A 23,677-nucleotide genomic window follows, 5' to 3' on the forward strand; every position below is an offset into this window, starting at 1 on the left:
AGCGAGCGCCGCCGAGTGCTACCGCCGGGCCGTCGGGGGCCCGACCCGCAGCCTGCCCAGCCGCACCACCATTGCCGCCGCAGGACCGTCCGCGGACTCCAGCGCCAGCAGCCCCGCCAGTACCTCGGCGGTCTGCCCGTCGTGCACGGCCGTCGCCGCGCTCATCGCCACGAACTCGTCCACCAGCCAGGCGCAGAGCGACTCCTTCGGGATCTGCCGCCCCTCGTCCAGCCAGCTCAGTGCGGACGCCTCCACGACCGAGATCCACGAGCGCACCAGTAGCGTCAGCCTCGGTCCCGCCTCCCGTACGCCGAGATGGCGCAGCGTCCGGCGGAGCGCCACCCGCCGCACCTCGTCCACGATTGCCGAGGTCCGCGCGGTCTCGACCACCGAACCACCGCGCAGCAACGCGCCGTAGCCGGTGCCGTGTTCGGCGACGAAGCCGAAGTACCGGTCCAGCACCGAGGACAGCTGCTCGGTGGGGGTGCCTTCGGCGGGCAGCGAGAAGCTGTTGGTCAGATCCTCGGCCGCACTGCGCAGCGCGGCCTCGTACAACTGCTGTTTGCCGCCGCTGAAGTAGCGATAGACGAGCGGTCGGGACGCGCCGGCCGCTTCGGCCACGTCGTCCAGGCCGACCTCCTCCGGTGGGCGGGTGCTGAACAGCTCCAGTGCGACGGCGATCAGCTGCTCGCGTCGCTGCTGTACCGGCAGCCGCCGGTACCCCGAGCGCCGAGCCCGAGGTTCAGCGCTCGCGCTGTCCGCCGAGCCCCCGGCGCGCGTCGTATTGTCCGCGCCTGCCCGGCTGACCGCACCACCTGTATGTGCTGCCGCACCACCGCCCGCCGTTGGCATCGTCGTCGGGCCGAGGGCCGGACGGGGAGCGTCGGCCTCGGCCGCGGAGTCGGGAGTGATCGCTGAGCTGGCTGCCATGCGCGCCAGCGTAATGGCCGTCACGTCGATCGACTCCTGGCCGGTGTGCACGGCCCGGTCTCCTCCTCGGCGGCTTCTTCCGGCAAACCGTCAGGTATCACCCATTGCAGGGCGGAAGGGCCCGGCGGCACCCCGATCTCGCGGCGAACCCGGCGGTCCCGGCGGACCTTTAGGACCCTGCGGCGGTCGGCTGGTCAAGCATCGTCCAAAACAGGCTTGAAAACCGGTTCAGCTGCGAAAAGATGGCCGGATGGTTGCAGAACTGATCAACTCCCATGCAGACGGCGCCACTCCCCGTCGCATCGCCGACGCCTACGTTCACGCCCTCGCGGAGCTCGACCCGCTGATCGGCGTCGAACTCGGGCTCAACCCGGAGGACGACCGGCTTCCCGATCTCTCCCCGGCCGGTCACGAGGAACAGGCCGACCTCGCCCGTCGCACCCTTGCCCGGCTGGACGCCGCCGAGGCCGCAGCCGAGTCCTCCGGGACCGCCCTGGACGAGGCCGAGCGCCGCTGCGCCCGGCTGCTGCGCGAGCGGCTCACCGCCGAACTCGCCGTCCACGATGCGGGCGAGAACTTCCGCGCCGTCCGCAACCTCGGCTCGCCGCTGCACAATGTGCGCGACGTCTTCACCCTGATGAGCACCGACACCGACGAGCAGTGGGAGATCGTCGGCCGTCGTCTGGCCCGTATCCCGCTGGCGGTCCGGCAGTACCGCGAGCTGCTCACCGAGGGTATGGCCCGTGACCTGCTGGCGGGCCCGCGCCAGGTCACCACGATGGTCGGCCAGATCGCCGAGTGGCTGGAGGGCGACGTCCCCGGCGGCTGGTTCGGCACCTTCGTCCAGGACGCCCCCGAGGCGCAGCGCGACGCCATGGCCGCCACCGCCGTCGAGGCGTCCGCCGCCATCGCCGAGTTCCGCGACTGGCTGCGCGACGTCTACGGGCCGGCCGCCGCACGGACCACCGACGCCGTCGGCCGTGAGCGGTACACCCGGTGGGTCCGCTACTGGACGGGTGCCCAGCTGGACCTGGACGAGGCGTACCGCTGGGGCTGGAGCCAGTTCCACGAGCTGGACGCGCAGATGCGCGCCGAGGCCGAGAAGGTCCAGCCCGGTGCCACCCCGATGCAGGCCATGAAGTGGCTGGAGACCGACGGGCCGGCGATCAAGGGCGAGGAGAACGTCCGCGACTACCTCCAGGGCCTGATGGACCAGGCGATCAACGACCTCCAGGGCGCCCACTTCGACCTGGCGGACCCGCTGCTCAAGGTCGAGTCGCGCCTCGCGCCGGTCGGCGGCGCCGCCGCGCCGTACTACACCGCGCCCTCGCTGGACTTCTCCCGCCCGGGCCGCACCTGGCTGCCCACCCTCGGCCGGGAGAGCTTCCCGGTCTGGGACCTGGTGTCCACCTGGTACCACGAGGGTGTGCCCGGCCACCACCTCCAGCTCGCGCAGTGGGCGTACATGGCCGACCGGCTCTCCACCTACCAGGTCACCGTCGGCGGCGTCAGCGCCAACCTGGAGGGCTGGGCGCTGTATGCCGAGCGCCTGATGGACGAGCTCGGCTACCTCACCGACCCCGGCCACCGCCTCGGCTACCTCAACGCGCAGATGATGCGCGCGCTGCGGGTGATCGTGGACATCGGCATGCACGCGGGCCTGGACTTCCCGGCCGACTCCCCGTATCTGCCGGGCGAGCCGATGCTGCCGGACAGCGCCCGCGAGTTCTTCGGGCAGTACTGCGGGCTCTCCGCCGACTTCCTGGACAGCGAGCTGGTCCGCTACCTCGGCATGCCCGGCCAGGCGATCGGCTACAAGCTGGGCGAGCGCGCCTGGCTTCAGGGGCGTGCCGAGGCCAGGCGCCGTGCCGAGGCCCGTGGCGAGGAGTTCGACCTCAAGGCCTGGCACATGGCGGCCCTCTCCCAGGGTTCGCTCGGTCTCGACGACCTGGTCGAGGAGCTCAGCGCGCTCTGATCCCGTGCTCGTCCCGTACCCGAGATCGGGCCCGGCGCACGCCGTCGGTCCCGGTCTCGGTGGGAACCGACGGACTCGGCCTCCGGACTCAACCACCGGGCGGGACCAGGGCCGTAGTCCCAAAATCCATACAAACTCACCGGCGTTTCCTTGCCGATCGCGGATCCGCGAGCTTCCCTTGAGAGAGCGCTGCTGAGACGGCGCTGCGCACGCCACGTCCACTCCCTCGACGGAAGGCGGCCCACGGTGCCATCCCTACAGGTTCCGCATACTCCCGACGGTTCGGCGGACCAACGCCGATGGTGGACCTTGGCGGTGATCGCCATCGCCCAGCTGATGATCGTGCTCGACGCGACCATCGTGAACATCGCGCTCCCATCGGCCCAGCGGGACCTGGGCATCTCCGACGGCAACCGGCAGTGGGTGATCACCGCCTACACCCTCGCCTTCGGCGGTCTGCTGCTCCTCGGCGGCCGGATCGGCGACCTCTTCGGCCGCAAGCGGACCTTCACCGTCGGTCTGCTCGGCTTCGCGCTCGCCTCCGCGATCGGCGGCGCCGCGGTCGACCCCGGCATGCTCTTCGCGGCCCGCGCCCTCCAGGGCGCCTTCGGCGCGGTCCTCGCCCCTTCGGCCCTGTCCCTGCTCTCCAACACCTTCGCCGACCCCAGGGAACGCAGCACCGCCTTCGGCATCTACGGCGCCATCGCGGGCGGCGGCGCCGCGATCGGCCTGATCTCCGGCGGCCTGCTCACCGAGTACCTCGACTGGCGCTGGTGCCTGTACGTCAACGTCCCGATCGCCGTCGCCGCCGCGCTCGCCGCCTTCTACCTGCTGCGGCGCGACCACATCGAGAAGAGCCACCGGGTGAAGCTGGACCTGCGCGGCGCCGTCCTCGGCTGCGGCGGACTGCTCACCATCGTGTACGGCACCTCGGAGGCATCCTCGCGCGGCTGGAGCGACTCGCTGGTGCTCGGCTGCCTCCTGGGCGGCGCCGCCCTGCTCACCCTCTTCGCCCTGGTCGAGCGGCGCACCGCCCACGCCCTGCTGCCCACCCACATCGTCGGCAACCGCAACCGGGGCGGCGCCGCCCTCTCCGTCGGCCTCGCGGTGATCGGCATGTTCGGCCTGTTCCTCTTCCTGACCTACTACCTACAGGTGGTCAAGCACTACTCGCCGGTGAGGGCCGGGGTCTCCTTCCTCCCGATGACCGCCGCCATCGTGCTGAGCTCCACCGGGATCGCCGCCCGCCTGATGACCAGAGTGCCGACCAGGAACCTGATCGTCCCCGGGCTGCTGCTGGCCGCCTGCGGCATGGCCTGGCTGACGCAGATGAAGGTCGACAGTCCGTGGGCGGGCATGGTGCTGCCCGCCGAGATCCTGCTCGGCGCCGGCATGGGCCTGGTCTTCATGCCCTCGATGAGCCTGGCCACCCTGGGGGTCGCCCGGCACGAGGTCGGTGCGGCCTCCGCCACCCTCAACACCGCCCAGCAGGTGGGCGGTTCGATCGGCACCGCCCTCCTCAACACCATCGCCGCCAGTGCCACCACCGCCTACCTGGTCACCCGCAACGCCGCCGACCCGTTCATCCGGGCCCGGGGCGCGGTGCACGGCTACGCGGTCGCGACCACCGTCGCCGTCGGAATCCTGCTGCTCGCCGCGGTGATCGCCTTCCTGGTGGTCGACCACCGGCCCGGGCCGGGCGGGGCAGCCGACGCGGAGGGCGCCGAATCCACCGCCCGGGCGATCGCCTGACCCGGAGGGTGTTGGACCCGCCGATTGCCGGAGGGTCACAACCGGGGCAATCCCTTGCGGAAAGCTCCCGCAAGTGATTGCCCTGTCCGCCGCTCCGCTGATTGACTCTCCCCGTGATTGACTCTCCCCGGACCGACAGGCCGGGGAGGGCTGAGTGCACGAGTACGACATCCTGGTCGTCGGGGGAGCGGGCGTCGACACCGTCCTCCGCGTCGAGAGACTGGAGATCCCCGACGCCGACTCCGTCGGTGTCGCACCCGTACGCGACTACGTCGCCCACACCGGCAACGGCGTCGCCCTCGGCTGCCACCACCTCGGGTTGCGCACCAGGTTCATCGACTTCCTCGGCGAGGACCCGCAGGCGGAGCTCATCCTGGCCGAGTACGCCAGGCACGGCCTGGCCTTCAGCCACCTCGTCTCCCCGGCGGGCACCCACACCGAGTTCATCTCGGCCGAGGCCCTGAGGGAGTACCGGGACCTCGTCCGGCCGGAGCCGGACCGGTGATTCTCACATCATTCCCAGCATAGGATCACAGGATTTCCAGTTGATCAGCTCATAGTCGGAACATGCGCGCAGTACCGAGCGTGTGGCGAACCGTATGCTGGGCAGGAGTGACCTACTTGATGAGCCGTCATCGAAGGACAGGCCGGCGCATGAACCGTCGCCCCTTGGCGCTGACCACCCTCCTCGTCCTCGTCCTCGGCACGGCTGCTGCCATAGCGGGCGCCACCAGCCTCACCAGCGAGACCACCGCCTTCGGTCACCGCATCCTGGCCGACCCGTCCCACAGTGCCGCGCCCCGGGCCGCCGCCCCCGCGGCCCGTACGCCGTCGGCGTCGGCGAGCAGCAGTCCCGACAAGTCCGCCACCCCTGCTGCGGCCGGCACGCCGTCCGCGTCCGCGTCCGCGAGCAGTCCTGATCCGTCGGCCTCGGCATCGGCCTCCGCATCGCCGTCCGCCCCGGACACGCCGTCCGCATCCGCCGACAGCCAGGACGACGTCTCGTCGCTCGGTCCCGCCCCCGGGACCACCACCGTCGCCCCCATCAGCGACGAGTCGTCCAGGGTCGGCGCCCTCTACAGCGGCTCGGCCCCCGCAGGCAACCACTTCTGCAGCGCCAGCGTGGTGCACAGCAACAGCAAGAACCTGCTGCTCACCGCCGCCCACTGCGTCGGCAACACCGACAACCTCTACTTCGCACCCGGCTACCGCGACGGCAAGACCCCGTTCGGTACCTGGCAGGTCACCAAGCTCTACAACACCAGCGGGTGGAGCCAGAACGGTTCGGTGGACGAGGACTTCGCAATCCTCCAGGTCGCCCAGAACAACGGCCGTGACATCGAGGACGTCGTCGGTGCCAACACCATCGGCCTCGGCACCGACTTCGGTGTGCAGGTACGCCTCTACGGCTACCCCGCCAACACCGAGGAACCCATCCTCTGCACCAACGCCACCACCCGTCAGGACGACCACCAGCGCCGCATCAACTGCCCCTCGTTCCCCGGCGGCACCAGCGGCGGCCCGTGGATCGACACCGACACCAACGAGGTGATCGGCGTCATCGGCGGCTACCAGCAGGGTGGAGACACCGACGACATCTCCTACAGCGCCACCTTCGACCAGCAGACCATAGGAGCGCTCTACCAGCGGGCCGTCGCCGACAACTCCTGACGGCAGCCCCGGCCCACCGGCCGGCCCCGGCATCACCAGATGCCGGGAACCAGCCGGTGGGTCCGGGCCGCGTAGGAGGTGTACGCCTCGCCGAGGGCCAGGGAGAGCACCCGCTCCTCCACCCGGATCCGGTAGCCGACGGCCAGGCCGAGGCCCCCGGTCACCAGCAGCCACGAAGCCGCGTTGCCGAACGTCGCCGCAGCCGCCGTCCCGGCGAGCAGCGCCCCGGTGTAGGCGGGGTGCCGCACCAGGCGGTACGGGCCCCAGTCGACCACCCGGTGGCCCTCCTGGATGTGCACGGTGCCCCGGAAGTACCGCCCCAGGGTGCGGATCGACCACAGCCGCAGGCCGATCCCCGCCCAGGTGAGCACCAGCATGACCGCCGCCAGGACCCCGCCCACTGGGTAGGACAGGGCTGGCACCGCCCGCCCGAGCGGTCCGGCCAGGACCGCCACCCCGGCCCCCAGGACGACGAAGACCAGCAGACTCCGCCACTCGGTGCTCTTCGTCCGCCCGCTGTGCCGCAGTTGGCGGGCCTGTAGCAGCACCTCCGCGGCCAGCCACACCCACAGCGTGACAGTGAAGGCCGATCGCACCCAGTCCACCATGACCGAACCCCTCTCCGGAGCTGGGACGCCCATCAGGGCGAGTGCTTCGAAGGTCTCACCGAGGCCGGGTGGAGGGGCTCCACGCGGGGGTGGATTTCACGGTGGAGCGGGGGCCCGCCGGTGCGGCCGGCCCACGCCCGGTCTCAGGCCGCCCCATTGCCGGAGGGTCTCAGTCGCGGACCTTGTGCAGCCAGAGCCCGACGCCGACGCCGTTGCCGGTCAGCACGCAGACCCAGTGGTCGTACCGGCCGCCGCTGGAACTCACCCGGCCAGGACCGGCGTTGTTGCAGTTCTCGTACGTCCAGTACCAGGTCTGGTACTCCCAGCACGGGACGGTGTTGTTGTTGTCGTTGCAGCTGGGTGAGGGATCGGTGTCCATCGGCCCGGCCGGAGCCCTGACCGCGGCAGGGGCGGACGGTGCCGCCACCGCGTCGGTGACGCCGAAGCCGCCCACGGCGGCGGTGACGGCCAGCGCGGCGACGGCCCTGCGGATGGGAGAGCGCATGGGATCTTCCTTCCTGGTTCCCGACGGCGGATCTCGCCGATGCTCGGTGCTCCAGACCTAGCCGACTCCCGCTGCGCTCACACGGGTTGACCGTTTCCCATCGGCAGAGTCAACCCGGGGCGACCGGGAAACGCCGCCGCCCGAGCCCGAAGGGGAAACGGCGTGGGAAATGACGAAGGCCCAGATCAGCGGACCAACTCCGCTTATCTGGGCCTGTCTTGCACTTCTTGCGAAGTGCCCCCGGCAGGATTCGAACCTGCGCACCCGCCTCCGGAGGGCGGTGCTCTATCCCCTGAGCTACGGGGGCCTGCTTGGTGCCGCTGCCCGCCTGTTGCGACTTGCCTGCTGTGCCTTGCTTGCTGCGACGAAGAGAACACTACCAGGCCGGGCGCGTGGTCCGTGCACGGGTTTCGACACGGGGTGGCGACGGGGTGGCGGGCGGTGGGCGGGCGGGGTGGTGCAAGTCCGGAAAAGGGCGGACGGGCAGGTGCGTGCGCGGCTACCCTCGGTGAGGTGTCCGGGACGTCCGGGCGGGTCCTCGTGGTGGATGACAGCGAGGTGATCCGCCAGCTGATCAGAGTCAACCTGGAGCTCGAGGGCTTCCAGGTGGTGACCGCCGCCGACGGGGCCGAGTGTCTGGAAGTGGTCCGCCGGGTGAAGCCGGACGTCGTGACACTGGACGTGGTCATGCCCAGACTGGACGGGCTCCGTACGGCGGCCCGGCTCCGGGCGGCCCCGGCCACCAGCCGGCTGCCGATCGCGATCGTCAGCGCCTGCACCCCGGCCGACCTGGACCGGGGGGAGTCGGTGGGGGTGGACGGCTATCTCGGCAAGCCCTTCGACCCGGCCGATCTGGTGGCGCTGGTGCGGCGGTTGATGGCGCTGCGTGACGCCGGAGGCTCGGGCGGTCCCGGCGGTTTCGCGTACGGCTTCGGCGAGAGCGCAGGGCAGTTTCGCTCCAGGCGAACAGACCTCCCGTGAGTGGCGACGGGAAGGTCAGGCAGAGGCACCGAACGGGCCCGCGGGTGCGACGCGGCCGTCTCAAACGGTAAACCCGGTACGGGGCCGCGGCCCCTCTCGCCTACGCTTGGCGTCGTGACCCCCGCAGAGCTTTCCCAGGCAGTCCAGGCCGCAGTGAGCGCCGCCGTCGAGGCGGGCGAGCTGGCCGTCGCCGTGCCCGAGCACGTGACGGTCGAGCGGCCCAAGAACAGGGACCACGGCGACTACGCGACCAACGTGGCCCTCCAACTCGCGAAGCCGGCCGGCAGGCCGCCGCGAGCCGTGGCCGAACTGCTGGCCGCCCGCCTGCGAGAGTTCACCGGCATCGCGAAGGTCGACATCGCCGGGCCCGGCTTCCTGAACATCACTCTGGACGCGGCCTCCGCCGGCGAGCTGGCCCGTACCGTCGTCGACGCGGGCGAGGCGTACGGCCGAAACGAGGCGCTCAAGGGCCTGAAGATCAACCTGGAGTTCGTCTCGGCGAACCCGACGGGTCCGATCCACATCGGGGGCGTCCGTTGGGCGGCCGTCGGCGACTCCCTGGCGCGCATCCTCAGGGCCACCGGCGCCGAGGTCACCACGGAGTACTACCTCAACGACGCGGGCGTGCAGATCAGCAAGTTCGCCGCCTCGCTCCAGGCCGCGGCCAACGGCAGGCCCGTCCCGGCCGACGGCTACGTCGGCGAGTACATCGTGGACATCGCCAAGGCGATCACCGACGCCGTCCCCGGTGTGCTCGACCTTCCGGCGGACGAGCAGCTCCAGGTCTTCCGCGAGCAGGGCCTCAAGCTGATGGTCGCCGAGATCAAGCGCTCGATGGACGAGTTCGGCACGCACTTCGACGTGTGGTTCTCGGAGAAGTCGCTGCACGACTCCGGCGCCATCGAGAAGGCGATCGACCGGCTGCGCGAGCAGGGCCACGTCTTCGAGCAGGACGGTGCGATCTGGCTGCGCACCACCGACTTCGGCGACGACAAGGACCGGGTCCTGGTCAAGGCCGACGGCGACATCACCTACTTCGCCGCCGACTCCGCGTACTACCTGAGCAAGCGGGACCGGGGCAGCGAGGTCTCGGTCTACATGCTCGGCGCCGACCACCACGGTTACGTCAACCGCCTCAAGGCCATCGCGGCCTGCGCGGGCGACGACATGAACCGCAACATCGAGGTGAAGATCGGCCAGTTCGTGAAGATGCTTCGCGACGGCGAAGAGGTCCGCATGTCCAAGCGGGCCGGCAACATCATCACCATCGACGACGTGGTCGACTGGATCGGCGTGGACGCCGCCCGGTACACCCTGGCGCGCTCCTCCACGGACTCCACGATCACCCTCGACGTCAACGTGCTGACCAGCCAGACCAGCGAGAACCCGGTCTTCTACATCCAGTACGCGCACACCCGGATGTGCGGCGTGCAGCGCAAGGCCGAGAGCATGGGCATCACCAAGGGCTCGGCCGAGGACTTCAAGCCGGAGCTGCTCGCCACCGAGTGGGAGTCCGAACTGCTGGGCGCCCTCGCCGACTTCCCACGGGTCGTCGCCAAGGCGGGCGAGCTGCGCGAGCCGCACCACGTGGCGCGGTACCTGGAGGACGACGTGGCCCGCAAGTACCACCGCTTCTACGACAACTGCCAGATCCTGCCCAAGGGCGACGAGGAGGTCACGGACCTCACGCGCGCCCGGCTCTGGCTGGCCGACGCCACGCGAACGGTGGTGGCCAACGGACTGGCCCTGCTCGGCGTATCCGCGCCCGAGCGGATGTAGCCGAGACCCTCGCACGGCACGGGGGCGGTGACAGTCCGGTCGGGCTGTCACCGCCCCTTTCCATAAGCAGACGTGGTCGACCAAGCCGGCAGAACCAAGCAAGTCCCAGGAAGAGAAGCCGAGATGAGCCGCTCCGCACACCCCGCAGGTCCGCGCCACGGCGACGTGCTGCCCGAGGGCCACTACCAGGCCCCGCCGAGCGATCTGAACGCCCTCGACCCCAAGGTCTGGTCCCGCACCGTGGCCCGCGACGCCGGGGGCGTGGCCACCGTCGGCGGCCTCGATGTGAAGGCGCTCGCGGCCGAGTTCGGCACCCCGGTGTACGTCATGGACGAGGAGGACTTCCGCGCCCGCGCCCGCGCCTGGCGGGAGGCCTTCGGCGAGCAGGCGGACGTGTACTACGCGGGCAAGGCCTTTCTCTCCAAGGCGGTTGTCCGCTGGCTGCACGAGGAGGGACTCAACGTCGACGTGTGCAGCGGCGGCGAGCTGGCCGTGGCGCTGGCCGCCGGGATGCCGGGGCACCGGATCGCGCTGCACGGCAACAACAAGTCGCCGTACGAGCTGGAGCAGGCCGTCAAGGCGGGCGTCGGGCACATCGTGGTCGACTCCTACCAGGAGATCGAGCGCCTCGCCCGGGTCGCCGAGCTGAACGGCGTGCGGCAGCCGGTGCTGATCCGGGTGACGGTCGGGGTCGAGGCGCACACCCACGAGTTCATCGCGACGGCGCACGAGGACCAGAAGTTCGGGCTCTCACTGGCCGGTGGCGCAGCCGCCGAGGCCGTCCGCCGGGTACTGGCGCGGCCGAGCCTGGAGCTGCGCGGCATCCACTCGCACATCGGCTCGCAGATCTTCGACATGGCCGGTTTCGAGGTGGCCGCCCGCCGGGTGGTCGGTCTGCTGGCCCAGGTCAGGGACGAGCACGGGGTCGAGCTGCCGGAGATCGACCTCGGCGGCGGCCTCGGCATCGCGTACACCAGCGAGGACGACCCGCGCGAGCCCGCCGAGATCGCCGCCGCGCTGGCCGAGATCGTCCGCCGCGAGTGCCGGGCCGCCGAGCTGGGCGTCCCCCGGCTCAGTGTGGAGCCGGGCCGGGCGATCGTCGGCCCGACGGCGTTCACGCTGTACGAGGTCGGCACGGTCAAGCCGCTGGCGGGCCTGCGGACGTACGTCAGCGTGGACGGCGGGATGTCGGACAACATCCGCACCGCGCTCTACGACGCCGAGTACTCCGTTGCGCTGGTCTCGCGCACCAGCGAGGCCGAGCCGATGCTGGTCCGGGTGGTGGGCAAGCACTGCGAGTCCGGTGACATCGTGGTCAAGGACGCCTTCCTGCCCGCCGACGTGGCGCCGGGCGACCTGCTCGCGGTGCCGGCCACCGGGGCGTACTGCCGCTCGATGGCCAGCAACTACAACCACACACTCAAGCCCCCCGTGGTGGCCGTCAAGGACGGTGCGGCCCGGGTGATCGTCCGCCGGGAGACGGAGGAGGATCTCCTGCGTCTCGATATCGGCTGACGAAATTCTTGTCTCAGATCATGGACTTGCCGTAGATCGGTGCGGAAAGTCCCGGAGACTGGTAATGACCGAATACCGTCGGGCGCCGGGAACAGCCCGGCGGAGACCGAGAATGCAGAGCGGAGTCGGATGATGCGTACGCGCCCGCTGAAGGTGGCGTTGCTGGGCTGTGGTGTGGTGGGCTCCGAGGTGGCGCGCATCATGACGACGACGGCCGACGACCTCGCCGCGCGGATCGGCGCGCCGGTCGAGCTGGCCGGTATCGCCGTTCGCCGCGCTGGGCGGCAGCGTCCCGGTGTGCCCGAGCACCTGATCACCACCGACGCCGAGGCCCTGGTCAACCGGGGCGACATCGACGTCGTCGTCGAGGTGGTGGGCGGCATCGAGCCGTCCAAACACCTGATCCTGTCGGCCTTCGGCAATGGCGCCTCGGTGGTCAGCGCCAACAAGGCGCTGCTGGCCAAGGACGGTGCCGAGCTGCACCAGGCCGCCGCCGAGGCAGGGGTGGACCTGTACTACGAGGCCGCCGTGGCCGGGGCGATCCCGCTGATCCGCCCGCTGCGCGAGTCGCTCGCCGGTGACAAGGTCAACCGGGTGCTGGGCATCGTCAACGGCACCACCAACTTCATCCTCGACAAGATGGACTCCACCGGCGCCGGGTACTCCGAGGCACTGGAGGAGGCCACCGCGCTCGGTTACGCCGAGGCCGACCCGACCGCAGACGTGGAGGGCTTCGACGCCGCCGCCAAGGCGGCCATCCTGGCCGGGATCGCCTTCCACACCCGGGTGACCGCCGCCGAGGTCTACCGCGAGGGCATCACCGAGGTCACCGCCGCCGACATCGCCTCCGCCAAGGCGATGGGCTGCGTGGTCAAGCTGCTCGCGATCTGCGAGCGCGCGGCGGACGGTGAGTCCGTCACCGCCCGGGTCCACCCGGCGATGATCCCGCTCAGCCACCCGCTGGCCTCCGTCCGCGAGGCGTACAACGCGGTGTTCGTTGAAGCTGAGGCGGCCGGGCGCCTCATGTTCTACGGTCCCGGCGCCGGTGGCTCGCCGACCGCCTCGGCGGTGCTCGGCGACCTGGTGGCGGTCTGCCGTAACAAGCTCAACCGTGCCACCGGTCCCGGCGACTCGGTGTACACCAAGCTGCCGGCCAAGCCGATGGACGAGGTCGTCACCCGCTACCACGTCAGCCTGGACGTGGACGACCGCGCGGGTGTGCTCGCCCAGGTGGCGTCCGTCTTCGCCGATCACGGCGTCTCCATCGACACCGTCCGTCAGCAGGGCCGCGACGGCGACGCCTCGCTCGTCGTGGTCACCCACCGCGCCACCGACGCCGCGCTGTCGGCGACGGTCGACAAGCTCCGCGCGCTGGACAGCGTGCGCGATGTGGCCAGCATCATGCGGGTTGAAGGGGAGTAGGAAGCACCATGAACGCAGTGATCGCCCGAGGCGCCCACACCCACCAGTGGCGTGGCCTCATCGAGGAGTACCGCGACCGCCTGCCGGTGAGCGACACCACCCCCGTGGTCACCCTGCTGGAGGGCGGCACGCCGCTCGTCCCCGCCCAGGTGCTCTCCGAGCGCACCGGCTGCGAGGTCTACCTCAAGGTCGAGGGGGCCAACCCGACCGGGTCCTTCAAGGACCGCGGTATGACGATGGCCATCTCCAAGGCCAAGGAGGACGGCGCCCGGGCCGTCATCTGCGCCTCCACCGGCAACACCTCGGCCTCCGCGGCCGCGTACGCGGTGCGCGCCGGCATGGTCTCGGCCGTGCTGGTGCCGCAGGGCAAGATCGCGCTCGGCAAGATGGGCCAGGCCCTGGTGCACGGCGCGAGGATCCTCCAGGTCGACGGGAACTTCGACGACTGCCTCACCCTTGCGCGTGAACTGTCCGAGAAGTACCCGGTGGCGCTGGTCAACTCGGTGAACCCGGTGCGTATCGAGGGTCAGAAGACCGCCGCCTTCGAGATCGTGGACATGCTGGGCGACGCCCCCGACATCCACGTCCTGCCGGTCGGCAACGCGGGCAACATCACCGCGTACTGGAAGGGCTACCGCGAGTACGCCGAGGACGGCCTCGCCACCCGGCGCCCGCGCATGTGGGGCTTCCAGGCGGCCGGGTCGGCCCCGATCGTGGACGGCCACCCGGTGCTGAACCCGCAGACCATCGCCACCGCGATCAGGATCGGCAACCCGGCCTCCTGGGACTTCGCGCTCGCCGCCAGGGACGAGTCCGGCGGACTCATCGACAAGGTGACCGACCGTCAGATCCTCTCCGCCTACCGTCTGTTGGCCTCGCAGGAGGGCGTCTTCGTGGAGCCCGCCTCGGCCGCCGGTGTGGCCGGTCTGCTCGCCAAGGCGGAGGCCGGACTGGTCGACCGCGGCCAGCGGATCGTCTGCACCGTGACCGGCAACGGCCTGAAGGACCCGGACTGGGCGGTGGCCGGTGCGCCGCAGCCGCAGACCGTCCCGGTCGACCCGGAGGCCGCCGCGCAGCGCCTCGGGCTGCTGGGCTGACGACGGCCGCACGGCAGGGCAGCTGACAGTATGTCAACAGTGGGCCGACCTTTTCGAGGGTCGGCCCACTTGGCGTCGTCCTCTGGCACCTTTTGTGTCAATTGACCGGGTCTTTTCGCCTCCTATTCCGTGCACTTTCCGGCCAGAACCGGCAACACGGCAGATCGGAGGGGTGCGGGGTGTACCGCTGTGGAACCTCTCTTCGATAGTCTGGACCCGGCGGGCCGCGCCATGACGTGACCGCCCGCCCCGCCGGGGCTTTGTCGCACCGACCCCGCCCAGGTAACCCCACCCGCGCCGGCCCCTACGCAACCGGGCCGCCCGCTACCGACCACCACTTGGGACGCGCCGCGCCTCGTGCGGCAACGCCCGCTTCCCCCAGGAGAGTCCGAGCACATGGCTGGTCCTGCGTTCCGTGCCGCCGCCGTCCGGGTCCGAGTCCCGGCCTCCAGCGCCAACCTCGGCCCCGGCTTCGACGCCTTCGGACTCGCTCTGGGGCTCTATGACGACGTGGTGGTCCGGGTCGCCGACTCCGGCCTCGCCGTGGACATCGCCGGAGAGGGCGCCGAGACGCTGCCCCGCGACGAGAGCCACCTGCTGATCCGCTCGATGCGGGCCGCCTTCGACCGGCTCGGCGGCCAGCCGCGCGGCCTCGAAGTGGTCTGTGCCAATCGCATACCGCACGGCCGTGGCCTGGGCTCCTCCTCGGCCGCGATCTGCGCCGGTATCGTCGCGGCCCGCGCCGTCACCATCGGCGGCCCGTCCGTCCTGGACGACGACGCGGCGCTGGCCCTGGCCTCCGAGTTGGAGGGGCACCCCGACAACGTCGCCGCCTGTCTGCGCGGTGGCTTCACCATCGCGTGGACTGACGAGGAGTCGGCCAGGACGGTCCGCCTGGAGCCGTCCGAGCAGGTCGTACCGGTCGTCTTCATCCCGTCCACCGAGGTGCTCACCGAGACGGCGCGCGGCCTGCTGCCCAGGACCGTCCCGCTCGCCGACGCCGCCGCCAACGCCGGGCGCTCCGCGCTGCTGGTCGAGGCCCTCACCCGGCGCCCCGAGCTGCTGCTCGCCGCCACCGAGGACCGGCTGCACCAGGACTACCGCGCCTCCGCCATGCCGGACAGCGCCGCCCTGGTCGCCGCACTGCGCGCCGAGGGCATCCCGGCCGTCATCTCCGGCGCCGGACCGACCGTGCTCGCCCTGTCCGACGAGGCGGGCGCCGACAAGCTGCTGCAGTTCGCCGGGTCGCGGAGCGAGCCCGGCGACCGACGGCACGGCGCGGGGCCTGCGTTCGCCGCGCACCGGCTGCAGCTCGACCGTGCCGGAGCCTCGGTGCTGCCGCTCGGCCTGTGACACGTTCCCTGTGTGTGACGCGTTGATCAGCGGGAATGCCGCAATTCAAGGAACACGGGGGCACGATTCGTGAGACAGACACGATTGACGAGAACAGGGCTGGGGAATGTGTCAGGGGGTCGGTAGTGTTAATCTCATTGCTGCACCAGATGCCCTCCGGGGCCCGGTGCGCTGCGTCCCGATCCCGATACCGCACTCAGACGGCCCAGACCGCCCAGGTGAGGTGTGGAAGTACGGGACCACGATTCTCCGGGAGCCCGCCACAGCGCGTACGCAGCCTGCCTGCGCGATTGCGGCCGCATCCCGAAGCCGTGACGGCACCTGACCCCCTCCTCCGGCCTCGTCCCCAGTGACACGGCCGGGCGGGGCCCGTGGTACCGCCACGCGACGGGGGCCGGGGTATCGCAGGCAGCGGGGTCGGCACGAGACCGGCCCGCCGCGCACTTCGCACCACAGTGCACCGCACATCGCAGCTCTCCCCGGACTGGCTCCGCCATTCAGGGGATCACCGCCTCGGACCGACGCAGTCGAGCGTTGGTCAGGACAGCACAACCGGTCGCCGAGCCAGACAGGCCGACGTCCGCTCCAGGGAAGGACCCTTAGTGAGCGACACCACCGATCTGATGGGCGCGCGCCCGGACGCCGAGGCGTCGGCCGCAGCCGCCGCCCCCGCGGCCCCGGCGCGACGCCGTCGCACCGCCGCCGCCGGCCTGGACGGCCTGGTCCTGGCCGAGCTGCAGAAGCTCGCCTCGACCCTTGGAATCAGCGGTACCGGACGCATGCGCAAGAGCCAGCTGATCGAGGCCATCAAGGAGAAGAGCGGCGGAGACCCGCTGCTCGCCGGTGCCGCGGCCCCGGCCGCGCCGGCTGCCAAGCGTGCCGCCAAGGCCGCGCCCGCCGCCGAGGCCGCTCCCGCCGAGGAGGCCAAGCCGGCCCGCCGCACGCGTGCCGCTGCCGTCGTCGCCGAGCCGACCGCCCAGATCGAGATCCCGGTCCAGGCCGCCGCCGAGACCGCCACCGCCCCGGCCCGTGCCGAGCGCACCCGCCGTCGGGCGACCTCCGCGGCCGGCGCCCCGACCGCCGAGGCCGCCGCCGAGGCGACCACGGCCGTGGCCGCCGAGCCGAAGGCCGACACCCGGGCTGAGGCCCGTACCGAGGGCAAGGCCGCCGAGGCCCGTACCTTCGACGCGGAGGCCCGTACCGAGACCCGTCGCGACCGCCGTGAGCGCCGCGAGCGCCGTGACGGCGAGCGCCCGGAGGCCGGGGAGACCCAGGCCGCGCAGGACGGCGACGGCCGCGAGTCGCGCCGTGAGCGCCGCAGCCGCCGGGACCGCCGCGACGGTGGCCAGCAGGGCCAGCAGCAGCAGGCTCCGCAGACCGTGCAGGACCGGCAGGACAGCGGTCAGGGCCGTCAGCAGACCGCCCAGCCGGCCGGTGGCGGTTTCGAGGACGACGAGTTCGGCGACGGCCGGCGCGGCCGCCGCGGGCGCTACCGCGACCGCCGTGGCCGCGGCCGCCGCGAGGGCTTCGAGGGCGCTACCGTCGAGCCGCAGATCGGCGACGACGACGTCCTGATCCCGGTCGCGGGCATTCTGGACATCCTCGACAACTACGCGTTCGTCCGGACCTCGGGCTACCTGCCCGGCCAGAACGACGTCTACGTCTCGCTCGCCCAGGTCCGCAAGCACGGCCTGCGCAAGGGTGACGCCATCACCGGTGCCGTGCGCCAGCCGCGCGACGGTGAGCGCCGGGAGAAGTTCAACGCCATGGTGCGGCTGGACTCCGTCAACGGCATGGACCCGGACAGCGGCCGCAACCGCCCCGAGTTCGGCAAGCTGACGCCGCTGTACCCGCAGGAGCGCCTGCGTCTGGAGACCGACCCGGGCGTCCTGACCACCCGCATCATCGACCTGGTGTCGCCGATCGGTAAGGGCCAGCGCGGTCTGATCGTCGCCCCGCCGAAGACCGGCAAGACGATGATCATGCAGGCGATCGCCAATGCGATCACCCACAACAACCCCGAGTGCCACCTGATGGTCGTCCTGGTCGACGAGCGTCCGGAAGAGGTCACCGACATGCAGCGGTCGGTCAAGGGCGAGGTCATCTCCTCGACCTTCGACCGCCCGGCCGAGGACCACACCACCGTCGCCGAGCTCGCCATCGAGCGTGCCAAGCGCCTGGTGGAGCTGGGCCACGACGTGGTGATCCTGCTGGACTCGATCACCCGCCTGGGCCGTGCCTACAACCTGGCGGCGCCGGCCTCCGGCCGCATCCTGTCCGGTGGTGTCGACTCGACCGCGCTGTACCCGCCGAAGAAGTTCTTCGGTGCCGCGCGCAACATCGAGAACGGCGGCTCGCTGACCATCCTCGCCACGGCCCTCGTGGAGACCGGCTCCCGCGCCGACGAGGTGGTCTTCGAGGAGTTCAAGGGCACCGGCAACATGGAGCTCAAGCTCGACCGCAAGCTCTCGGACAAGCGCATCTTCCCGGCCGTCGACGTCGACGCGTCCTCCACCCGTAAGGAGGAGATCCTGCTGGGCAGCGAGGAGTTGGCCATCACCTGGAAGCTCCGCCGGGTGCTGCACGCGCTGGACTCGCAGCAGGCGATCGAGCTGCTGCTGGACAAGATGAAGCAGACCAAGAGCAACGCCGAGTTCCTGATGCAGATCGCCAAGACCACGCCGGGCTCCGGCGACTGACGATCCGTCGCACAGGAAAGCCCCGGACCGATATTCGGTCCGGGGCTTTCCCGCATTGTAAGGAGAACTTAAGAGAAGGGCTTATGGCTATCCGGTTCGCTTATGCTCGAAATGACCTGCAGGCGACGAACGGGGCGACATGGCCGAGCACCGGAGGAATCGAAGGCGACGCAGCAGGTGGCTGCGGATCGCCGTCTTCACGCTGGCCGGGGTGATCGTGCTGGCCGGCGGGGTCGCCGGGTATGCGTACTGGAAACTCAACGACAACATCAAGAGCGTGGACATCAACTCCCAGCTCGGCACCGCCCGGCCGCCCGCCGCGACCGACGGCTCGTTCAACGTGCTGGTGCTGGGCTCGGATTCGCGCAGTGGCAACAACGGGAACCTGGCCGGTGGTGCCGCCGACGGCACCGCCCGCTCGGACACCGCGATGGTGGTCCACATCAACCAGGACCACACCAGGGCCAGTGTGGTGAGCATTCCGCGCGACACCCTGGTGCCCCGTCCCGAATGTCTCACCAGCAGCGGCAAGACGGTGCCGGCGGCGAAGAGCGTGATGTACAACTCCGCTTTCGAGACCGGAGGTCCGGCCTGTGCGGTGAAGACCACCGAGCAGCTCACCGGCTTGCGGATGGACCACTTTGCGGAGATCGACTTCTCCGGTTTCGCGAATTTCATAGACGCGATCGGCGGGGTGAACGTAACCACCACCGTGAATATCAAGGACAAGGACAGCGGTCTCGACCTCCAGGCCGGCGACCACCACCTGGGCGGTGACCAGGCGCTCGCCTTCGTCCGTACCCGGCACGGTGTCGGCGACGGCAGCGACCTGGGCCGGATCGAGCTGCAGAAGCAGATGGTGAAGTCGATCACGGCGCAGATCGGCAGTATCGGGCTGACCTCCAACCCGACCAAGCTCTGGTCGGTGGCCGACCGTCTCACCAGGAGCATCACCACCGACTCCGACCTGGCCTCGGTCAACTCGCTGGTGGGCATGGCCGACACGCTCAAGAAGATAGGACCGAACGATCTGACGATGGTCACGCTGCCCGTGGGCACCGCGCCCGCCGATCCGAACCGGGTGGTCCAGCAGCAGCCGCAGGCCGACCGGCTGTGGGCCGCGATCAAGGCGGACCAGGCCGTACCGCACTCCGTGGTGAGCGCCCAGCCCGTCAATCCGGCCGATTCCAGCCCCACCGCCGTGCCGAGCAGCAAGGCCGGCTGAGCCCCGGAATAACCGGGACGGCAACCCGGTTTGGGAAGAAGCGGTCAGTCCTGGCAGACTGGTCCGTCGGTCCCGGTTCACGAGCAGCTCCCTGCTGCCGACCCGGTGCCCTCCCGAACACTAGGAGAACCCCTTGAAGCCCAACGTTCACCCCGAGTACGTGCTCACCAAGGTGACCTGCACCTGCGGCGCCGAGTTCACCACCCGGTCGACCGAGACCAGCGGCGAGATCCGCGCCGAGGTCTGCTCGCAGTGCCACCCGTTCTACACCGGCAAGCAGAAGATCCTCGACACCGGTGGCCGCGTGGCCCGCTTCGAGGCTCGCTTCGGCAAGCAGCACAGCGCGAAGGCCTAGCGCTCACACGGCGCCGGTCTCTGGCGTCCCCGTACACGGCGGGGGCGTCCGGGGTCGGCGCCGTTCGTGTCTCTCCTCCGCGCCCGTCACCCGCGCATCACCCACGACGATGCGTCTCTCACGGAAGTAGGCCGATCCCATGTTCGAGGCAGTCGAAGAGCTCCTCGTCGAGCACGCCGCCCTCGAAGAGCGGCTGGCCGACCCGTCCGTCCACGCCGACCAGGCGAACGCCCGCAAGCTGGCCAAGCGCTACGCCGAGCTGACCCCGATCACCCGGACCTACCTGTCCTGGCGGCAGGCGGGGGAGGACATCGAGGCCGCTCGCGAACTCGCCGCGGAGGACTCGGACTTCATCGCCGAGATGAAGGCGTCCGAGGCCCGCCGCGACGAACTGACCGAGGAACTGCGGCTGCTGCTCGTCCCGCGCGACCCCAACGACGAGAAGGACGTCATCCTGGAGGTCAAGGCGGGCGAGGGCGGCGAGGAGTCCGCGCTGTTCGCCGGTGACCTGCTGCGGATGTACCTGCGCTTCGCGGAGCGGGTCGGCTGGAAGACCGAGCTGATCGACGCGAACGAGTCCGACCTCGGCGGCTACAAGGACGTCTCGGTCGCGGTGAAGACCAGGGGCAACACCGAGCCGGGACAGGGTGTCTGGGCCCGGCTGAAGTACGAGGGCGGCGTGCACCGCGTGCAGCGCGTGCCGGCCACCGAGTCGCAGGGCCGCATCCACACCTCGGCGGCGGGCGTGCTGGTCACGCCCGAGGCGGAGGAGGTCGAGGTCGAGGTCCACGCGAACGACCTGCGGATCGACGTCTACCGCTCCTCGGGACCCGGCGGCCAGTCCGTCAACACCACCGACTCGGCGGTCCGGATCACCCACCTGCCGACCGGTATCGTGGCCTCCTGCCAGAACGAGAAGAGCCAGCTGCAGAACAAGGAGCAGGCGATGCGCATCCTGCGTTCGCGGCTGCTGGCCGCCGCGCAGGAGGAGGCCGAGCGGGAGGCCTCCGACGCGCGCCGCAGCCAGGTCCGCACGGTGGACCGCTCGGAGCGGATCCGGACGTACAACTTCCCGGAGAACCGCATCTCGGACCACCGCACGGGCTTCAAGTCGTACAACCTGGACCAGGTCCTGGACGGCGACCTCAATGCGGTGATCCAGTCCTGCGTGGACGCCGACGCTGCGGCCAAGCTGGCCGCCGCCCAGGAGAACTGAGCACAAAGGGGACGGACGGATGAACCTGCTGCTCGCCGAGGTGGCCCAGGCCACCCAGCGGTTGGCCGCGGCCGGTGTGCCGTCGCCGCGCTTCGACGCGGAGGAGCTCGCGGCGTACATCCACAACGTCAAGCGCAGCCAGCTGCACACCGTGGCGGACGCCGACTTCGACGCCCGCTACTGGGAGGCGATCTCGCGCCGCGAGGCGCGCGAACCCCTGCAGCACATCACCGGGCGGGCGTTCTTCCGCTACCTGGAACTCGAGGTCGGCCCGGGGGTGTTCGTGCCCCGCCCGGAGACCGAGACGGTCGTCGAGTGGGCCATAAACGCCGTCCGCGACATGGACGTCGCCGAGCCACTGATCGTGGACCTGTGCACCGGCTCCGGCGCGATCGCCCTGGCTCTCGCGCAGGAACTGCCGCGCTCCACCGTGCACGCCTTCGAGCTGGACGAGCGCGCGCTGGAGTACACCCGCCGCAACATCGCCGCCAGCGGCGACCGGGCCAGAGTGACCCTGCACGCCGGGGACGCCACCCGCGCCTTCGAGGACGACCGCTCCTGGGACGGCCGTTTCGACCTGGTGATCAGCAATCCGCCGTACATCCCGCTCACCGAGTGGGAGTACGTCGCACCCGAGGCCCGCGACCACGACCCGCAACTGGCCCTGTTCTCCGGCGAGGACGGACTGGACACCATCCGCGGCATCGAACGGGTCGCGGCCCGGCTGCTGCGGCCCGGCGGTGCGGTCGTCATCGAGCACGCCGACACCCAGGGCGGGCAGGTGCCGTGGATCTTCAACGAGGAGGGCGGCTGGACGGACGCAGCCGACCACCGCGACCTCAACAACCGGCCGCGTTTCACAACCGCCCGAAGGGCGTCGTTGTGAACGATCGGGCAGAGCACGACCGCCCGAAGGGCGTCGTTGTGAACGATCGGGCAGAGCACGACCGCCCGAGGGGCGTCGTTGTGAACGATCGGGCAGAGCACGACCGCCCGAAGGGCTTCGCTGTGAACCACGTTGTCCGGACTGACCTGAGCCATCTCGGAAGGGGAGCGCACCGATGAGCCGCCGATACGACTGTGCCGATACCGGGGACCGCGCCACGGGCCTGCGCGAGGCCGCCTCGGCGATCCGCCGCGGCGAGCTGGTCGTGCTGCCTACGGACACCCTGTACGGGATCGGCGCGGACGCCTTCAGCCCCGAGGCCGTGGGCGGTCTGCTGGCCGCCAAGGGCCGGGGCCGCAACATGCCCTCGCCGGTGCTGGTCGGCTCGCCGACCACGCTGCACGGCCTGGTCACCGACTTCTCCGAGCAGGCCTGGGAACTGGTCGACGCCTTCTGGCCGGGTGGCCTGACGCTGGTCGCCAAGCACCAGCCCTCGCTCCGCTGGGACCTCGGCGAGACCCGCGGCACCGTGGCGGTCCGGATGCCGCTGCACCCGGTCGCCATCGAGCTGCTCAACAGCACGGGACCGCTGGCCGTCTCCAGTGCCAACAAGAGCGGCAGCCCGGCGCCCGCCACCTGCGACGACGCCTTCGCCCAGCTCGGCGAGTCGGTCGCGGTCTACCTGGACGGCGGCACGGCCGACCATGCCACCGCCTCCACCATCGTGGACGTCACGGGCAAGGTCCCGGTCCTGCTGCGGGCCGGCGCGGTCAGCGTCGAGCAGCTGAGGGAGGTCGTACCGGACCTGGAGGCCGGCAGTTGAGAGCGGCCTCGCTGCACGGTGCCGGTCCGGCCTCCGGCATACCCGGGTACCCCGGGTACCTGGCCATCGCACCCCGGCCGGTGGACACCTTCCGGATCCTGTTCGTCTGCACCGGCAACATCTGCCGATCGCCGATCGCCGAGCGGCTGACCCGGCACGAGCTGGACGTCCGGCTGCGCGGTGCGGCCGCAGGCCGGATCGTGGTCGAGAGCGCCGGTACCTGGGGCCACGAGGGCGCGCCGATGGAGGCGCACGCGGCGACGGTCCTGGACGAGTACGGCGCGGACAGCGCGGACTTCGTCGGACGTGAGCTGCTGGACGAACACGTGGTCGAGGCCGACCTGGTGCTCACCGCGACCCTCGACCACCGCGCCCAGGTCATCTCGATGGGCCACACGGCCGGGCTGCGCACCTTCACGCTCAAGGAGTTCACCCGCCTGGTACAGCGGATCGACCCGAGCACCCTGCCGGATCCGCGCGGTGGCACGCAGGTCACCCAGCGGGCCCGTGCGCTGGTCCGCTCGGCGGCCGCCCTGCGCGGCTGGCTGCTGGCAGCCTCCCCGGAGGCGGACGAGGTGCACGACCCGTACGGCGCGCCGATCGGGATGTTCCGCAACTGCGGCGAAGAGATATTCGACGCGCTCGACCCGGTGGTGACGGCGCTGACCGGCGTCCCGGGCCACTGCGGCGGTTTTTAGTTCCCCGCGCCCCTGACGAGCCCACCGTTGCCCGTGGAACCGCCGTGGTTCCCCGGGCCCCTGTAAGGCCGGCCTCTGCCGCTGGGGCCGCTGTGGTTCCCCGGGCCCCTGTAAGGCCGGCCTCTGCCGCTGGGGCCGCTGTGGTTCCCCGGGCCCCTGTAAGGCCGGCCTCTGCCGCTGGGGCCGC

At 70.9% G+C, this 23,677-nt stretch carries 20 protein-coding genes and 1 tRNA gene; 17 read left to right on the forward strand and 4 right to left on the reverse strand.

The window, feature by feature from the left end; all coding sequences use genetic code 11:
• Nucleotides 1-18: 18 nt before the first annotated feature.
• Nucleotides 19-930, reverse strand: a complete 912-nt coding sequence (locus P3T39_RS01495; protein ID WP_280695377.1) for a TetR/AcrR family transcriptional regulator — start codon at nucleotides 928-930, stop codon at nucleotides 19-21.
• Nucleotides 931-1,180: 250 nt separating this feature from the next.
• On the opposite strand from P3T39_RS01495, the gene P3T39_RS01500 reads away from it, so the two are divergent.
• The 4 genes from P3T39_RS01500 to P3T39_RS01515 all read left to right on the forward strand — a co-directional run bounded on the left by P3T39_RS01500 (nucleotide 1,181) and on the right by P3T39_RS01515 (nucleotide 6,328).
• Nucleotides 1,181-2,905: a DUF885 domain-containing protein gene (locus P3T39_RS01500; RefSeq protein WP_280695378.1), complete on the forward strand. Its 1,725-nt coding sequence runs from the start codon at nucleotides 1,181-1,183 to the stop codon at nucleotides 2,903-2,905.
• 309 nt (nucleotides 2,906-3,214) lie between these two features.
• Nucleotides 3,215-4,657, forward strand: coding sequence for an MFS transporter (locus tag P3T39_RS01505; protein WP_280695379.1), 1,443 nt, complete (start codon nucleotides 3,215-3,217; stop codon nucleotides 4,655-4,657).
• Between the two features lie 154 nt (nucleotides 4,658-4,811).
• Nucleotides 4,812-5,162 carry a hypothetical protein gene (locus tag P3T39_RS01510; RefSeq protein ID WP_348534295.1) on the forward strand — a complete coding sequence of 117 codons (351 nt, stop codon included), beginning with the start codon at nucleotides 4,812-4,814 and terminating at the stop codon, nucleotides 5,160-5,162.
• 149 nt (nucleotides 5,163-5,311) lie between these two features.
• Nucleotides 5,312-6,328, forward strand: coding sequence for a serine protease (locus P3T39_RS01515; protein ID WP_280695380.1), 1,017 nt, complete (start codon nucleotides 5,312-5,314; stop codon nucleotides 6,326-6,328).
• A gap of 32 nt (nucleotides 6,329-6,360) precedes the next feature.
• Here the strand turns inward: P3T39_RS01515 and P3T39_RS01520 are convergent, their stop codons facing one another.
• The 3 genes from P3T39_RS01520 to P3T39_RS01530 all read right to left on the reverse strand — a co-directional run bounded on the left by P3T39_RS01520 (nucleotide 6,361) and on the right by P3T39_RS01530 (nucleotide 7,748).
• Nucleotides 6,361-6,936, reverse strand: coding sequence for an isoprenylcysteine carboxylmethyltransferase family protein (locus tag P3T39_RS01520; protein ID WP_280695381.1), 576 nt, complete (start codon nucleotides 6,934-6,936; stop codon nucleotides 6,361-6,363).
• A gap of 169 nt (nucleotides 6,937-7,105) precedes the next feature.
• Nucleotides 7,106-7,441: a hypothetical protein gene (locus P3T39_RS01525; RefSeq protein ID WP_280695382.1), complete on the reverse strand. Its 336-nt coding sequence runs from the start codon at nucleotides 7,439-7,441 to the stop codon at nucleotides 7,106-7,108.
• Nucleotides 7,442-7,676: 235 nt separating this feature from the next.
• Nucleotides 7,677-7,748: transfer RNA gene (locus P3T39_RS01530), tRNA-Arg, on the reverse strand.
• A 206-nt stretch (nucleotides 7,749-7,954) separates the two neighbouring features.
• On the opposite strand from P3T39_RS01530, the gene P3T39_RS01535 reads away from it, so the two are divergent.
• The 13 genes from P3T39_RS01535 (at nucleotide 7,955) to P3T39_RS01595 (ending at nucleotide 23,490) form a co-directional block, all read left to right on the forward strand.
• Entirely contained in the window at nucleotides 7,955-8,422 is a 468-nt protein-coding gene (locus P3T39_RS01535) for a response regulator (protein ID WP_280695383.1), read from the forward strand.
• Between the two features lie 114 nt (nucleotides 8,423-8,536).
• The gene (argS, locus tag P3T39_RS01540) at nucleotides 8,537-10,201 is read left to right on the forward strand and encodes an arginine--tRNA ligase (protein ID WP_280695384.1); all 1,665 of its coding nucleotides are present in this window, start codon (nucleotides 8,537-8,539) and stop codon (nucleotides 10,199-10,201) included.
• A 123-nt stretch (nucleotides 10,202-10,324) separates the two neighbouring features.
• The gene (gene lysA, locus P3T39_RS01545; RefSeq protein ID WP_280695385.1) at nucleotides 10,325-11,716 is read left to right on the forward strand and encodes a diaminopimelate decarboxylase; all 1,392 of its coding nucleotides are present in this window, start codon (nucleotides 10,325-10,327) and stop codon (nucleotides 11,714-11,716) included.
• 129 nt (nucleotides 11,717-11,845) lie between these two features.
• Nucleotides 11,846-13,138 (forward strand): homoserine dehydrogenase, encoded by a 1,293-nt coding sequence (locus P3T39_RS01550; protein WP_280695386.1) that lies wholly within the window; start codon nucleotides 11,846-11,848, stop codon nucleotides 13,136-13,138.
• Nucleotides 13,139-13,146: 8 nt separating this feature from the next.
• The gene (gene thrC / locus P3T39_RS01555) at nucleotides 13,147-14,235 is read left to right on the forward strand and encodes a threonine synthase (protein WP_280695387.1); all 1,089 of its coding nucleotides are present in this window, start codon (nucleotides 13,147-13,149) and stop codon (nucleotides 14,233-14,235) included.
• Between the two features lie 396 nt (nucleotides 14,236-14,631).
• The gene (gene thrB, locus P3T39_RS01560) at nucleotides 14,632-15,588 is read left to right on the forward strand and encodes a homoserine kinase (protein WP_280695388.1); all 957 of its coding nucleotides are present in this window, start codon (nucleotides 14,632-14,634) and stop codon (nucleotides 15,586-15,588) included.
• Nucleotides 15,589-16,190: 602 nt separating this feature from the next.
• Nucleotides 16,191-18,287, forward strand: coding sequence for a transcription termination factor Rho (gene rho, locus P3T39_RS01565; protein WP_280695389.1), 2,097 nt, complete (start codon nucleotides 16,191-16,193; stop codon nucleotides 18,285-18,287).
• 139 nt (nucleotides 18,288-18,426) lie between these two features.
• Nucleotides 18,427-19,512: an LCP family protein gene (locus P3T39_RS01570; RefSeq protein ID WP_280695390.1), complete on the forward strand. Its 1,086-nt coding sequence runs from the start codon at nucleotides 18,427-18,429 to the stop codon at nucleotides 19,510-19,512.
• A gap of 133 nt (nucleotides 19,513-19,645) precedes the next feature.
• Nucleotides 19,646-19,867 (forward strand): 50S ribosomal protein L31, encoded by a 222-nt coding sequence (rpmE, locus tag P3T39_RS01575; RefSeq protein WP_045298777.1) that lies wholly within the window; start codon nucleotides 19,646-19,648, stop codon nucleotides 19,865-19,867.
• A 139-nt stretch (nucleotides 19,868-20,006) separates the two neighbouring features.
• Nucleotides 20,007-21,083, forward strand: coding sequence for a peptide chain release factor 1 (prfA, locus tag P3T39_RS01580; protein WP_280695391.1), 1,077 nt, complete (start codon nucleotides 20,007-20,009; stop codon nucleotides 21,081-21,083).
• Between the two features lie 19 nt (nucleotides 21,084-21,102).
• Complete coding sequence (prmC, locus tag P3T39_RS01585; protein ID WP_280695392.1) at nucleotides 21,103-21,969, forward strand: peptide chain release factor N(5)-glutamine methyltransferase; 867 nt, start codon at nucleotides 21,103-21,105, stop codon at nucleotides 21,967-21,969.
• 175 nt (nucleotides 21,970-22,144) lie between these two features.
• Nucleotides 22,145-22,792 carry an L-threonylcarbamoyladenylate synthase gene (locus tag P3T39_RS01590; RefSeq protein ID WP_280695393.1) on the forward strand — a complete coding sequence of 216 codons (648 nt, stop codon included), beginning with the start codon at nucleotides 22,145-22,147 and terminating at the stop codon, nucleotides 22,790-22,792.
• Between the two features lie 38 nt (nucleotides 22,793-22,830).
• Nucleotides 22,831-23,490, forward strand: coding sequence for a protein-tyrosine-phosphatase (locus P3T39_RS01595; RefSeq protein ID WP_280695415.1), 660 nt, complete (start codon nucleotides 22,831-22,833; stop codon nucleotides 23,488-23,490).
• Nucleotides 23,491-23,677: the final 187 nt, after the last annotated feature.

The sequence above is a fragment of the Kitasatospora sp. GP82 genome (assembly GCF_029892105.1).
Classification (GTDB): domain Bacteria; phylum Actinomycetota; class Actinomycetes; order Streptomycetales; family Streptomycetaceae; genus Kitasatospora.